We start from the raw sequence: 13,410 nt of genomic DNA, 5'->3' as shown, positions 1-13,410 counted from the left end.
TGTAAAATCAATTTAATAATGGTGCAACAAACGCAAAAAAACCTCCCAACAAATACATCCCGACTGAAAAAAGATAAATTAGCAAGGAGGTTTTTCTTGCTCGGGCACAAGCAACCGCCAGAACTGGATCAAGTGGGCAAGGTAACGATCGTGCCCTCCATTGCATAATTCCTGAAATAATCAGCATGACAGTTGCAGTCCCAAACACCCCCGTTTTATTTTCAGAAAACCAGACCAATTGCGGAACAAACGAAATCAGTGAAGACAATGTCGCGCCAGCCCCCAATGCAACCAGTAATGCCGGCAAAGCGCAACAAATCAGCGTACCTCCGCTGGTAAATAGTGATAACAGCGACGCGGTTTTAGTTGGTTTTAATGGATCAATTTCTCGATTTTTCATCGTTTAATCCTTTCCAAACGACTCTTTAATCTGCTGCGCAGTTTGGTCAACTGTTTGAATGTTAACGACATCGTAACCAGCATTTTTCACCACATCTTTCACCGTAGATTCAGACAAAGTTTGATCCTCTTTTAATTCCACGGCGACGATTTTATGTTTCAAATTAACGTATACAGCCTTAATTTGCGGCAGCTCACGAAGTTTTTTGTCGATACCTTGCGCACAAAATGCACACACCATGCCATTCACTTCTGCTTTAATCGTTTGAACCGCCGCTTGGGCAGTATTTGCCATTACAATCGTTGCCAAAATAACGGTGCCAATAATTTTTTTCATGGTAATTCCTTAAAGGGTATACATAAAATTGAAGCGAAATTGGCGTGAATTATTGACGCCGGCTTCAATGAAATAATCTTTGTTGATGAGGCGCAGCATGGGCGTTATTTCCGTTTTATCGGACAAATCATGCATACGCCTTGCTTCAATGATGAACCACGGTTGGGTTTCGTCGAACTCGGTTTCATAAAATGAAAAACCGGTACGTAATGACGCCATATCGTGATTAATCTGTTCGGCTCGATATAGTTGCGTATTAGCCGCAAAATACACACGGGTAGTTTCATAATCCAACTGAAGACCCGGCGACACCATCAATTTCGTGTCGAATATTCCGCTACGTTGATCATAGGTGCGTGCTTCACCTAACCCGCCCATAAACCAAAAATTAGCTTGTGCATCCGGTAAATTCCAGCGCTGTATTAATCGGGTATAAGTTGCGTCAACAAGATCCAGCGTCTGGAGCTTGTCGTCAGAGCGCATATAAAGCGCATCGACACCAAACGCATCTTGTGGCGTGAATGCGTAATTGGTATAGAGATCGCGCCAGTTGGTATCGAAATCGCCCATCACCATCCAGGAATCTTTAAACCCCATGGGCGCAGCTTGTCCAGGCAGTGAAACGGCAAGACACGTTATCGCCAAGGCGACAGCACGTAATTTTCCGTCGTTAATTTTCATTGAGAATTCTCGCGTTGTTAATCGTATTTTGAATTTGAGTGGTAAGCCAAATCACCGCAATTTTTAATAGAAGTGAGATGGCACTCTTCGACGATATTGGAAGCGCTCGGTCAGTTCGATGTCACGGGGGTCTTCCAACCTAACCCCTGATACTCCATGTTGTCAGCCGTGGCCTGCGCAACGTCGCGGCCGTAATACGCTTCAACCATATGCAGGGCGAGGTCGATGCCGGCGGACAATCCGCCGGAAGTAAAAATTTCCGGATCAGATTGCACATAGCGAACGTTGGGCACCACGTTGATTTTCGGATATTGGCTTGCGAATTTGTCCAAGGCCGAATGATGGGTGGTCGCCATCTTGCCGTCCAATAAGCCCGCTTGCGCAAGTTTGAATGCACCGGTGCATACCGACATGATGATCTTGTGATGAGCGTGAAGTTTATTTAACCAGGCGGACAGCGCTGCGCCGCCTTGCTGTGCGGGTACCACGACCAGATCGGGCTCAGGTGCATTCAGGAAATCATAGTCTGGCGTAATCGCCATACCAGCGTGACGGTTGCCCGATGTATGAATAGGCTTTTGCGATGGACCTACCGTATACAATTCAAACGGCATGCTCTCCTGCATGTCCTTGAAATCACCGGGCAACATGACATTGCCGAATACTTCCCACGGGCCGGCGAAATCAATGACTTCGGCTTGTTCGCTCAACGCAAAGGCGACTTTGATTGCACGGTTCGCCGGTGGAACAATGTGGGGGGTGATATCAGCTGCGTAGGTAGCAGACACGGTGCAAATAGCAGTCAGTGCGGCAAGCAACAATCGTTTCATGGTGCAACTCCTTGGATAGGTGAATTAGGAGTGGCCAGTTTCCCATCGATATCTCGCCTGCTCAAGGTGCTTGGCTGCAAGTTTTCGTCGTTTCGCTGCATGACCGTTGAAAAACGAAAAAGGTCGTGTCTGTTCATGTGATATTTTTTAAATTAGATGTCACCGTTTCTTGCGAATGGAAGGCAAAAAGAAAAAGAACAAACCGCGAGCGCTAACCAAATCGGTAGGTGAAAACACCATGGAATAATATCCAGGAAGCATTTCTGCTCCTATGACAAAACGACGTCAATTGCTGCCATCGGTGCGAGAGATAGGAACGCTGGAATTCATTTCCCGAAAAAACGACGGGCTAATTCCAAAGCGACGGTTAAATGCTTTGGAAAGTTGAGTCGCATTTAAGTATCCGGTTTTTGTAGCGATTTCTTTGATCGATAATCCAGATGTGAGCAACTGCCTGGCATGATCAAGCCGAATTGTTTCAACAAAATTGGCTGGAGTTTCACCTGTGGCGCTGGTAAATTTGCGATGAAAATTTCGATCTGACATCATGGCACGTTCCGCAAGCGTAGATACAGTCAGTGTTTCAACTAAATGTTCCTGCATCCAGGTAATCAGTTTTCCAAAAGGCGCACCGGCATCTATTTGTGCTTTTAAGACTGGGCTAAATTGTGATTGGTAGCCGGGGCGGCGCGCATACAATACTAATCGTTTAGCAATGGCATCAGCGATTTCGTTGCCAAGGTCATTTGCGACCAGAGCCAGGCTCATATCTATTCCTGTCGTGACTCCGGCAGATGTCCATAATTTACCGTCTTCTACATAGAGCGCATTTGAATCAATATTTGCATCGGGATAGGCGGTTTGTAAATCAAAACAAGAAGACCAATGCGTGGCAACCTGCTTTCCGTCAATAAGTCCAAATTCTCCCAAAGCAAAAGCGCCGGTACAAATGGATCCATAACGGCGCGCAGACATGCTTGCTTTTAGGACCCATTTTCTAACGGTTTGAAGAGCAGCAAATTCACACACTTTGTCTTCTGTACCGCCAGCAATCAGCAACGTGTCGATAGAGCGTGGAGACATTTTTTTCAGCGAACTTGAATCTATCTCTATTGCGCAATTACTTTTTACCTTTCCCCCCAGTTCAGAAAGAATGTGTACACGATAAAAGGAATAGCCTACAGCATCATTGGCGGCGCCAAAGACCGCAGCGGGGCCGGTTACGTCAAGTATTTGCACGCCATCGAAAACCAATAAGGCAATGTTGAGAGGAGTTATCATTGGCAGAATTTAGCTTGATATTGTCATTTATGTCAACGGTAAAGAGCCATAGAATAACAATTTACCTGAGACGGATATATCTTCATGCAAAACTCTATTCAGATTGGTTTTTTACTATTCCCTCGAGTAACCCAGCTCGATTTGACAGGGCCGGCTCAAATTCTTAGCCGAGTTCCTAACGCCAAAATACATCTGGTTTGGAAAGCGCTGGAGCCCGTCATAACGGATGTTGGTTTTTCGATTAATCCGACCACCACATTTACCGATTGCCCGGTGCTTGATGTGTTGTGTGTTCCTGGCGGAATCGGTATCGGCGATCAAGTGGGCGATACTGACACGTTGGAATTTTTGCGCCAGCAAGCAGCAACAGCAAAATATATAACATCGGTTTGCAACGGATCGTTAGTCCTAGGTGCGGCCGGATTGCTGAACGGTTATAAATCGGCCTGCCATTGGATGTGGCGCAAATATTTGCCGCTATTTGGCGCAATACCAATTTCTGAGCGCGTAGTACGTGATAGAAATCGGATTTCTGGTGGCGGCGTAACAGCAGGAATTGATTTTGCTTTTACCCTGGTCGATGAGCTTGCCGGGGCGGATGTGGCAAAAATATTGCAATTGGGTTTTGAATATGATCCACAACCGCCTTTTGAATGCGGATCTCCAGAAAGTGCGGGGCCCGATCTGGTTGAACGCGTAATCGCGTTGCAAGCTGAAAGGATGAAAAGTATTGAGCCGCAGATCCTTCACGCTGCTTTGTTTTAAAGATCGTATGCATACTGCACAGATTAGCGAGGAGGGGAGGCGTGGTGCAGTCGAGTAGCTTATTCTATACAAACGTATTTCTGTGTCATTGAAGTCTGGATCACAAGCCTGGGTATACGTGCGGGCTTGATTGTCGAACAATGCGTTTTAGTGATCGGCGCTTCGCGGCACAAATGCGACGATCAGACTGATCTGGAGGTAGACACTCCAGACTGACTTGAAAAAAGTTCCGCAATCCACTCAACAAATACGCGTACTTTTGCAGAGAGGTGTCGATTTTGCGGATAGACAACATGGATCGGTAAGGGGTCAGTAGTCCATTCCTTTAGCAGAAGTTCAAAGTGGCCGTTGGCTAGGTAAGGTGCCATCTGGAAGTCCGTCATTTGTACGATGCCAAGCCCGGCCAGGCCAGCGCTGGCGTAGGCATTGGAGTCATTGACGGCAATTTTGCCGCGCATCGACATTTCGATACGCTCACCATCGCGGGTGAAATCCCAATCCATCGTCTTGCCAGTCTTGGATGAAAAGTAATTAACGCACTGGTGCTGTTCAAGATCGCGCGGATGCGCAGGACGTCCAAACTTTGCAAGGTAATCTACCGAGGCGCAGGTGGCGAAATTTATCACACCAATGCGGCGTGCGATGAGATTGGAATCGCCTAAATTGCCACCGCGTACCGCACAGTCAACGCCTTCTTCAATCAGGTCGACCGGACGATCGCTGCAACCTAGTTCAAGTGCGATGTCGGGGTAGCGCTCGAAAAAATCCGGTAGGGCAGGGATGAGGATGGCACTGGCCATACCAGTTGATACGTCAACCCGTAGGCGGCCACGTGGACTAGCGCGATTGCGTGACAGTGACTCTTCGGCTTCGCGCACGTCCGACAGAATTCGCAAACATCGTTCATAATAAGCAGCGCCATCGGCAGTGACACTGATATGTCGAGTAGTGCGATGTAAGAGTTTAACGGCCAATTCTTTTTCCAGCGATTGAATCAATGTCGTCACAGTGGCTTTCGGCATTTGCAAATGCTCAGCAGCTCGTGTAAATCCGCCCGCGTCGACGACTTCGACGAACACTTCCATTGCTTGTAATTTATTCATCTTTTGTCCTATTGTTCAAATATCTGAACAATTAATTCGTAATTAGCCTATTTATTCAATTGTATAACATGTCTATGATTGCCGTACTGCAGCATTGACTGCAAACTTATTGCATCAATCAGGAGGTTGTTATGGTTCAGCTCAATAAAATTATGGGTCATGTCGGACTGGTGATGGCGTTTGTGTCCTTGCCGCTGATGTTGGCTGGCGTTATCTCAACCGATGCTTATTCGCTGGCGGCTCAGACGCAGGCCAGAGGAGATTTCGCCCTGATGCAATCAGCCGATAACACCAGCCGCGTGGAACATGGTGACAACACCGCATTGCAATTTACCGAATCACACGAACGCCAGGTGACGACCCAATGAGCGAGATAATTGAACGCGGCATTGCGCAGCCCCACCAACTCAAGGTTCGCGATACCAAAGTGCAAGGAGCCGAGGGCTCATTGGCTGCCCGGATCTATTCGTGTGTGCCGGTTGGCAGCAAACAGGACAGCCTGATTGTGTTCTTTCACGGTGGGGGATTCGACACTGGCGATCTAAATGATGCTGATGAATTTTTGAATCACCTCGCTATGGGCAACCCTGATCAACTCGTTTTGGCGAGCAGCTATACATTGGCGACACAAAAGCCGTTTCCAGCCGCTGTCGAAGATGCATACGCGGTTTTAACGTGGGTTAAGAAAAATAAGGTCCGTTTAGGTTGGAGCGGCAAGCAATTGATTGTTGCCGGTATTGAAGCTGGTGCCAATCTGGCAGCGGTGTGCACGTTGATGGCACGGGACCGTGGCGGGCCGGATATCAATGGTCAGATCTTGATTATGCCTATGCTTGATCCCGGCCTGACCACCTGTTCGATGCGCGCCATGCCGGCGCCGGAGCTGGTGAACGTGGCCGACGCTTGCGCAGCTGCATATCGCGGGTATTTACCGAACGCGGCCGATCGCATTCATCCCTATGCCTCACCGTTGCAATCGAGCCGGCTAAAAAACCTGCCACCAGCGCTGATTCTGTCTGCTGAAGACGACCCCTTGCGCGACGAAGCCGAACAATATGGAACTAAATTAATTAACGCTGGCGTGAATACTACCGTGCACCGATTGCCACCAGCACCTTTGCAGGAAGCCGGTGCACGCAATGAATGTGCGTGCCGCGGGCATGCATTGGGGGCGATCGGCGTATTTTTAGGCGGACTTCAACAGCAACAGGCAGAAAAATCAACTTCGGGAACAACTTCACCCAGCTAACTACCATCTAGTTTTCAGTTCAAAACGGATTTAACGGCGTAGCCGGTTCATGCATCTATTTATCGATGCAGGGGATCTTTTACGCCAAATTTTCTAACAATAAGGGAACCATCATGAATTCAAATAACAAATTAACGTCGTCAACCAAGCCGCTTTATGCCGCAATGGTGGTGACCGGGATAGTTGGTGTTGCTGTGCTAGTACTGGCCGGCTGCAACTTCGCCACGGGCAAAACGAACGAGTCGCAGGCAGCGTCACCAGCTGGTGGCCCTCCGGTATCAGTCTCTGCCGTGATTGAAAAACAGATTGAACAGACTCAGGAATTTTCCGGTCGTTTAGAAGCAATTGAACGGGTTGATATTCGTTCTCGTGTGAGCGGTTTTATTACTGAAGTAAATTTCAAACCAGGTAGCGAAGTCAAAAAAGGTGCGGTTCTATTCGTTATCGACCCTCGTCCGTATCAGGCAGAGCTAGACCGGGCTGAAGCTGCCGCATCATCGGCACGCGCCAAAGCGGAGCTGGCTAAACTGGAACTGAACCGTTCCGAAAAACTGCTGGCCGAGAAAGCCATCGCCCAGCGTGAGTACGACGAGAGTGCCTCCAGCATGAAAGAATTGGACGCGAACGCCCGGGCCGCACAGGCTTCCTATGAAGCAGCTAAATTGAACTTGAGCTATACCCAGGTAAAGTCGCCGATTGACGGTCGGGTCAGCAAAGCCGAAATTACGACCGGCAATCTGATCGACGCTTCTGCGATCCTGACTTCAGTGGTGTCAACGGACCACATTTATGCCAGTTTTGACGGTGACGAAGATACCTATCTGCGGGTCGGCGCGCTGTCACACCAAGGCAAGGCAGTTGCGGTCAGGGTCGGGCTCGCCAATGAAACCGGCTTCCCACATGAAGGCAAGCTGGAATTCGTCGACAATCAACTTGACCCACAGACCGGTAGCGTGCGTATGCGCGCCACCTTCATCAATGCCGACAACGTGCTGGTGCCAGGTTTGTTTGCGCGTGTGCAACTGGGCGGCGGCAAGGATTTGACCAAGGCGTTGCTGATCAATGATCGCGCAGTTGGTACCGATCAAAATCGCAAGTTTGTGTTTGTGATTGATGCCAATAATAAGGCTGAATATCGTCCGGTAAAGCTGGGTCAAACAGTGGCTGGCCTGCGGGTTGTATCCGAGGGCTTGAAGGCCGGTGAAAACGTGGTGGTGAACGGCTTGCAGCGCGTACATCCAGGTGCACCGATTACGCCGGAGGTTGTGACGATGGATTTTGATCCGGCAGCCACACCAGACAAAACGGCCAAAGCCCCCAAAGTGGCGATGAATGCCACGACTGCTAAAAATACCACCAGCACTAAGGAATAACGCCATGAATTTTTCACGTTTCTTTGTCGACAAGCCGATTTTTGCGGCAGTGTTGTCGATCATTATTTTTGTCGCGGGTCTGATCGCTATTTTTCAGTTGCCGATTTCCGAGTATCCGAACGTGGTGCCGCCCTCGGTCGTGGTGCGCGCGCAATATCCGGGTGCGAATCCGAAGATCATCGCCGAAACGGTGGCGGCTCCGCTTGAAGAGCAGATCAACGGTGTCGAGAACATGTTGTACATGACCTCACAAAATACCTCCGACGGCGCTTTGGCACTGACGGTCACGTTTAAGGTCGGTACCAACGTAGAGCAGGCTGAAACCGAAGTGCAAAATCGGGTCCAGCGGGCATTGCCACGTCTGCCGGATGAAGTGCGCCAGATCGGCGTAACCACGGTAAAAAGTTCGCCCAATCTGACGATGGTGGTGCATCTGATTTCACCAAACGGCCGCTATGACGATCTGTATCTGCGCAACTACGCCGTATTGAATATCAAGGATCAGTTGGCTCGAATTTCTGGCATGGGTGAAATCAACCTGTTCGGCTCGGGTGACTATGCAATGCGCATTTGGCTTGATCCGCAAAAGGTTGCAGCACGCGCGCTAACCGCCAATGACGTAGTCAACGCAATACGCGAGCAAAATGTCCAGGTCGCCGCAGGCGTCATCGGATCTAGCCCTTCAAAAGATGCCGAGTTTCAGTTAACCGTCAATACCCAGGGCCGTCTAAAAACCGTTGAAGAGTTCGGCGGAATTATTGTCCGCACCGGATCTGACGGCTCGACCACGTTGTTGAAAGATGTGGCGCGTGTTGAGCTTGGTTCTAATTCCTATGACCTGCGTTCATTGCTAAATAATAAATCGGCGGTAGCTATTGGTATTTTTGAAGCACCGAACGCCAACGATCTGCAATTGTCCGCTGACGTGCGCGCCAAGATGGATGAGCTGAAAAAAGATTTTCCTGAAGGCGTAGATTATAAAGTCGTCTATGATCCGACCCAGTTCGTGCGCGAGTCAATCAAAGCGGTGATTCACACGCTGCTCGAAGCAATTGCGCTGGTTGTCCTCGTGGTGATCCTGTTTTTGCAAACCTGGCGTGCTTCGATCATTCCGTTGCTGGCAGTACCTGTATCTATTGTCGGTACCTTTGCCGTGATGCTGGGATTTGGATTCTCCATCAACACCTTGTCGTTATTCGGTCTTGTGCTCGCTATCGGGATTGTGGTCGACGATGCGATTGTCGTGGTTGAAAACGTTGAGCGTAATATTGCGAATGGCTTGACGCCGCGCGACGCAACTATTCAGGCAATGAAAGAAGTCAGCGGGCCGATCATTGCCATTGCCCTGGTATTGTGCGCCGTGTTCGTGCCGATTGCTTTTTTGTCTGGTCTGTCCGGGCAATTCTATCGCCAGTTCGCGCTGACCATTGCCATTTCAACCGTCATCTCTGCATTTAGCTCACTGACTCTGGCACCAGCGCTGGCGGCCGCACTGTTGAAGCCGCACGACGCGCCAAAGGATGGCCTGACACGACTGATGGATACCTTGTTTGGTCGATTCTTCGGTTGGTTTAATCGCTTTTTTGGCCGCGCATCGAATCGCTATGAAAGTGGTGTCAAAGGCATTCTTGGGCGAAAATCAGCGGCAGTTGGCGTGTATGTGTTGCTGGCCGTGGCAGCTGGTTTTATGTTCAAACTGGTACCGGCTGGTTTCGTGCCTGCGCAAGACAAACAGTATCTGGTTGGCTTCGCACAATTGCCGGATGCCGCTTCATTGGAACGCACGACCTCAGTGATCCGTCGCATGTCGGATGTTGCCATGCAAATTCCTGGCGTCGAATCGTCGGTGGCGTTTCCGGGCCTGTCGATTAACGGTTTTACCAACGCACCTAATGCCGGTATTGTGTTTACCACGTTAAAACCGTTCGACGAACGGACTAAACCCGAAGAATCGGGCGCGGCCATTGCTGCTGAAATCAACAAGCGCATGGGCAGTATTCAGGATGCATTCATCATGGTGTTTCCACCACCGCCGGTTAATGGCCTGGGTACCATCGGTGGTTTCAAGATGATGATTGAAGATCGCGGTAATCTGGGTTACGACGAACTGTATAAGGCGACGCAGGCAATGCAGGCGAAAGCCTGGCAGACCCCGGAACTGGCTGGCGTATTCTCCAGCTTCCAGATCAATGTGCCGCAATTGTTTGCCGATGTAGACCGGACCAAAGCCAAACAGTTGGGTGTGCCGCTCTCTACTATTTACCAGACTTTGCAAATCAATCTCGGGTCGTTATACGTGAACGATTTCAACCAGTTTGGCCGTACTTATCAGGTGCGGGTTCAGGCCGATGCGCCGTACCGTTCCCATGCGGAAGATATCGCACAGCTGAAAGTACGAAATGACAAAGGTGAGATGATTCCGCTGTCATCATTGATGCGCGTCAAAGACAGTTACGGGCCAGACCGCGTGCAGCATTATAACGGTTACGTGACGGCTGACTTGAACGGTGGCCCGGCTCCCGGAGTGTCAAGTGGTCAGGCACAGGTTGCTTTGGAAAAGATCGCTCACGAAGTTTTACCGAAGGGAATCACATATGAATGGACCGAGTTGACCTATCAGGACATCCTGTCTGGAAATACCATGATCTATGTTTTCCCGTTGTGCGTGCTGTTGGTATTTTTGGTGCTGGCTGCTCAATATGAAAGTTGGACCTTGCCGCTGGCGGTGATTCTGATTGTGCCGATGTCTATCCTGTGCGCACTGATCGGCGTCAAGCTAACTCACGGTGACAACAATGTATTCACGCAGATCGCCCTGTTTGTGCTGGTGGGACTGGCCTCGAAAAATGCGATTTTAATTGTCGAATTTGCGCGGGAACTGGAAGGGCATGGTCGTACCGTCGTGGAAGCTGCACTGGAAGCCTGCCGATTGCGTTTGCGCCCGATTCTGATGACTTCTATCGCTTTCATCATGGGCGTCGTGCCGCTGGTATTTTCGCACGGAGCAGGGTCTGAAATGCGGCATGCAATGGGCGTGGCTGTGTTTGCCGGCATGTTAGGTGTCACATTCTTCGGCCTGTTCCTGACACCGGTATTTTATGTTTTATTACGCACGCTGGCCTTGCGTCTGAGCTCCAAAGTCGAAGTGGCGGCTGTTGCCACCACAAAATTGGAAGGAATTAACTGATGAAATCGTATAAATTTAGTAAGCACATTGCGCCGTCACTTGCTCCATTATTGGCAGCATTATTACTCACAGCTTGCGCCGCGCCTGAGTTCAAACAGCCACAAATGGACTCACCGCTTTCATTCAAGGAATCGTCGCAACCCCTGACCGCCGCCGACGGTACCCAGTGGCAGCTGGCTCATCCGGCTGAAATACAGCAACGCGGCCAATGGTGGCTCGTATTCAACGATCCGGCGCTCAACCAGTTAATCGCTGATGCAACAAGTGCGAATGCAAATCTGGCCGTGGCCGCGGCGCGTGTTAAGCAGGCAAGGGCAATAGCCGGTATTGCCGAAGCTGACCGCATCCCGCAAGTTGGCCTCCTCGCTGGCGGCCAGCGCGAACGTGCCTCACCGCTGTCGTTGAATCTGCCGCAAGGTACCGCGGTTTCACCGGCCAATATTTATCAGGCCAATCTGAGCGCCAGTTATGAAATCGATTTGTTTGGTCGTGTTGCGTCCGAAGTGAATGCCGCAAGAGCAGACGCGGCAGCATCAGAAGCGACGTATCGGTCAGTCTTGTTATCACTGCAGGCCGATGTGGCGCAAACCTATTTCAAGTTACGTGAAACTGATGCGGAATTAGATACGCTCAATCAAACCGTCAAGTTGCGTGAAGAGAGTGTGCATGTAAATCAACGTCGCTACGATCTTGGCGATCTCGGCGAGTTTGATTTGACACGCGCCAAGACCGAGCTGTTGACCGCGCGTGCCGAAGCGATCGGCCTGCAGCGACAGCGTGTAACTAACGAACACGCGCTGGCGGTGTTACTCGGCAAGCCTGCATCAGAATTTACTGCGGAGGTGCATCCATTGGAGGAGTATGTTCAATTACCGCTGATTCCTGCGGGGCTTCCTTCTGCCTTATTGGAACGTAGACCGGATATCGTTTCGGCTCAGCGTGTAATGGAAGCGTCGAATGCCCGCACCGGCGTGGCGAAGGCTGCCATGTTTCCGGCACTGAACCTGAATGCCGGTGTTGGTGGGTTGGCCAATACCATGCCGGACGTGTTCAAATGGACTAACGGTTCCTGGTTGCTCGGTGCACTGTTGTCGATGCCAGTGATCGACGGTGGTCGTAATAAAGCGGCGGTTACGCGTAGCGAAGCAGTATCGGAAGAATCTGTTGCTACTTATCGGCAAAGTGTCTTGGTCGCGTTTGCCGAGGTTGAAGATAACCTGGCCGGCTTACGCATTTTGGCAGGGCAGGCCGAACAGATCGACGCGGCGGTATTATCTGCACGTCGTTCCGCCGAGCTGGCGCAAAAGTTATATGCAGCTGGACGCTCCAGCTATCTTGATTTGCTGGATGCCCAGCGTAACCTAGCCACGGTCGAACGTAATGCAGTGCAACTACGGGGCAGTCGCGCCGTTACTACCGTTGCCCTGATTCGTGCTTTGGGTGGCGGGTGGGATAATACGGTCGGTGTGACTCAGTGAGGAAGGGCTGCATCAAACTAACAACGAAGGTGACGTTCGGAATTGTTTGATGTAGCCGCAATAAAAGGGGAGAAGGATTAGTCGTAAAGAATAATTTAGTCTTTATAAATCGGCTGAGACTCATACAGGTAAGCGCACGTTAGCTTTTATATTCCTTTTTTAAATGCGGCACTTCATTGTTAGCCTTTTACGTCCTTTAACATTTGAATTTCGTTAGGATGTGGTACGGCTGGCCATCTAATTAGTTTTATTCCTGCCTGTTTAAAAGCTTCATTTTTGGTGGCATCTGCTTTTTTTCTATCTTCGCGTTGATGGCTTTTATCGTCAATTTCAATTGCCGAGACTATATTCAGTTCCTGGTCAAGAATAACAAAATCAACGCTCATTCGGCTGATTGTTCCGTGTGAGGCAAAGTTTTTCCCTTCGATCATGCTGCTTAGTGCTACTTGGCTAAAAATTTTATATTCAGGAAATGTTTTTGTTAATTTTGAATGCATCTCTTTTTCGTTATTGGTAAATAGTTTTTTTGCCTTGTAGCTATAGGTTTTGTTTTTTCCAGTTTTTTTACTGGCTGCAAGGGTTAAAATACCGCCAATTATTATTACGCCGACTGCAATTACGAGTGGATTTATCATTTTTATCAATTTGAGCTAAAAAAAAAGGGAACCCAATTTTAATCGAGTTCCCTAATTTGTTACTAATTTACATCACTCACCTAATTTTACAT

General features: G+C 49.5%; 13 protein-coding genes. 6 read left to right on the top strand and 7 right to left on the bottom strand.

The window, feature by feature from the left end; all coding sequences use genetic code 11:
- Positions 1-7: 7 nt before the first annotated feature.
- The 5 genes from S2091_RS22780 to S2091_RS22760 form a co-directional block, all read right to left on the bottom strand.
- The gene (locus tag S2091_RS22780) at positions 8-400 is read right to left on the bottom strand and encodes a hypothetical protein (protein ID WP_105534279.1); all 393 of its coding nucleotides are present in this window, start codon (positions 398-400) and stop codon (positions 8-10) included.
- Between the two features lie 3 nt (positions 401-403).
- Complete coding sequence (locus tag S2091_RS22775; protein WP_105534278.1) at positions 404-736, bottom strand: heavy-metal-associated domain-containing protein; 333 nt, start codon at positions 734-736, stop codon at positions 404-406.
- Positions 737-745: 9 nt separating this feature from the next.
- On the bottom strand, positions 746-1,417 hold the full coding sequence (locus S2091_RS22770) for a hypothetical protein (protein WP_105534277.1): 672 nt from the start codon (positions 1,415-1,417) through the stop codon (positions 746-748).
- Between the two features lie 110 nt (positions 1,418-1,527).
- Complete coding sequence (locus tag S2091_RS22765) at positions 1,528-2,247, bottom strand: DJ-1/PfpI family protein (RefSeq protein ID WP_105534276.1); 720 nt, start codon at positions 2,245-2,247, stop codon at positions 1,528-1,530.
- Between the two features lie 285 nt (positions 2,248-2,532).
- A complete protein-coding gene (locus S2091_RS22760) occupies positions 2,533-3,528 on the bottom strand; it encodes a GlxA family transcriptional regulator (protein ID WP_105534275.1) in 996 nt (331 codons plus the stop codon).
- 84 nt (positions 3,529-3,612) lie between these two features.
- Between S2091_RS22760 and S2091_RS22755 the strand changes: the two genes are divergently transcribed.
- Entirely contained in the window at positions 3,613-4,293 is a 681-nt protein-coding gene (locus S2091_RS22755) for a DJ-1/PfpI family protein (RefSeq protein ID WP_105534274.1), read from the top strand.
- A gap of 182 nt (positions 4,294-4,475) precedes the next feature.
- Here S2091_RS22755 and S2091_RS22750 read toward each other — a convergent pair whose 3' ends face one another.
- Positions 4,476-5,396, bottom strand: a complete 921-nt coding sequence (locus tag S2091_RS22750; protein ID WP_105534273.1) for a LysR family transcriptional regulator — start codon at positions 5,394-5,396, stop codon at positions 4,476-4,478.
- A 131-nt stretch (positions 5,397-5,527) separates the two neighbouring features.
- Between S2091_RS22750 and S2091_RS22745 the strand changes: the two genes are divergently transcribed.
- The 5 genes from S2091_RS22745 to S2091_RS22725 all read left to right on the top strand — a co-directional run bounded on the left by S2091_RS22745 (position 5,528) and on the right by S2091_RS22725 (position 12,683).
- Positions 5,528-5,764, top strand: a complete 237-nt coding sequence (locus S2091_RS22745; protein ID WP_105534272.1) for a hypothetical protein — start codon at positions 5,528-5,530, stop codon at positions 5,762-5,764.
- Positions 5,761-6,645, top strand: coding sequence for an alpha/beta hydrolase (locus S2091_RS22740; protein WP_105534271.1), 885 nt, complete (start codon positions 5,761-5,763; stop codon positions 6,643-6,645). Before S2091_RS22745 ends, S2091_RS22740 begins: the two co-directional genes overlap by 4 nt.
- 113 nt (positions 6,646-6,758) lie before the next feature.
- Positions 6,759-8,018 carry an efflux RND transporter periplasmic adaptor subunit gene (locus S2091_RS22735; RefSeq protein ID WP_105534301.1) on the top strand — a complete coding sequence of 420 codons (1,260 nt, stop codon included), beginning with the start codon at positions 6,759-6,761 and terminating at the stop codon, positions 8,016-8,018.
- A gap of 4 nt (positions 8,019-8,022) precedes the next feature.
- On the top strand, positions 8,023-11,205 hold the full coding sequence (locus S2091_RS22730) for an efflux RND transporter permease subunit (protein ID WP_105534270.1): 3,183 nt from the start codon (positions 8,023-8,025) through the stop codon (positions 11,203-11,205).
- The gene (locus S2091_RS22725; RefSeq protein WP_105534269.1) at positions 11,205-12,683 is read left to right on the top strand and encodes an efflux transporter outer membrane subunit; all 1,479 of its coding nucleotides are present in this window, start codon (positions 11,205-11,207) and stop codon (positions 12,681-12,683) included. Before S2091_RS22730 ends, S2091_RS22725 begins: the two co-directional genes overlap by 1 nt.
- 179 nt (positions 12,684-12,862) lie before the next feature.
- Here S2091_RS22725 and S2091_RS22720 read toward each other — a convergent pair whose 3' ends face one another.
- A complete protein-coding gene (locus S2091_RS22720; protein WP_105534268.1) occupies positions 12,863-13,318 on the bottom strand; it encodes a DUF2726 domain-containing protein in 456 nt (151 codons plus the stop codon).
- Between the last annotated feature and the right edge of the window lie 92 nt (positions 13,319-13,410).

Origin of the sequence: Solimicrobium silvestre (genome assembly GCF_002976435.1) — a bacterium.
In the GTDB taxonomy this organism is placed as follows: domain Bacteria; phylum Pseudomonadota; class Gammaproteobacteria; order Burkholderiales; family Burkholderiaceae_D; genus Solimicrobium; species Solimicrobium silvestre.
Note: the sequence above shows the minus strand (reverse complement) of the source record. Positions and strands in the feature narration are given on the sequence as shown.

Coding starts and splice junctions, on each gene's coding strand:
- S2091_RS22780 (WP_105534279.1), bottom strand. CDS start 400: ATGAAAAATCGAGAAATTGATCCATTAAAACCAACTAAAACCGCGTCG.
- S2091_RS22775 (WP_105534278.1), bottom strand. CDS start 736: ATGAAAAAAATTATTGGCACCGTTATTTTGGCAACGATTGTAATGGCA.
- S2091_RS22770 (WP_105534277.1), bottom strand. CDS start 1,417: ATGAAAATTAACGACGGAAAATTACGTGCTGTCGCCTTGGCGATAACG.
- S2091_RS22765 (WP_105534276.1), bottom strand. CDS start 2,247: ATGAAACGATTGTTGCTTGCCGCACTGACTGCTATTTGCACCGTGTCT.
- S2091_RS22760 (WP_105534275.1), bottom strand. CDS start 3,528: ATGATAACTCCTCTCAACATTGCCTTATTGGTTTTCGATGGCGTGCAA.
- S2091_RS22755 (WP_105534274.1), top strand. CDS start 3,613: ATGCAAAACTCTATTCAGATTGGTTTTTTACTATTCCCTCGAGTAACC.
- S2091_RS22750 (WP_105534273.1), bottom strand. CDS start 5,396: ATGAATAAATTACAAGCAATGGAAGTGTTCGTCGAAGTCGTCGACGCG.
- S2091_RS22745 (WP_105534272.1), top strand. CDS start 5,528: ATGGTTCAGCTCAATAAAATTATGGGTCATGTCGGACTGGTGATGGCG.
- S2091_RS22740 (WP_105534271.1), top strand. CDS start 5,761: ATGAGCGAGATAATTGAACGCGGCATTGCGCAGCCCCACCAACTCAAG.
- S2091_RS22735 (WP_105534301.1), top strand. CDS start 6,759: ATGAATTCAAATAACAAATTAACGTCGTCAACCAAGCCGCTTTATGCC.
- S2091_RS22730 (WP_105534270.1), top strand. CDS start 8,023: ATGAATTTTTCACGTTTCTTTGTCGACAAGCCGATTTTTGCGGCAGTG.
- S2091_RS22725 (WP_105534269.1), top strand. CDS start 11,205: ATGAAATCGTATAAATTTAGTAAGCACATTGCGCCGTCACTTGCTCCA.
- S2091_RS22720 (WP_105534268.1), bottom strand. CDS start 13,318: ATGATAAATCCACTCGTAATTGCAGTCGGCGTAATAATAATTGGCGGT.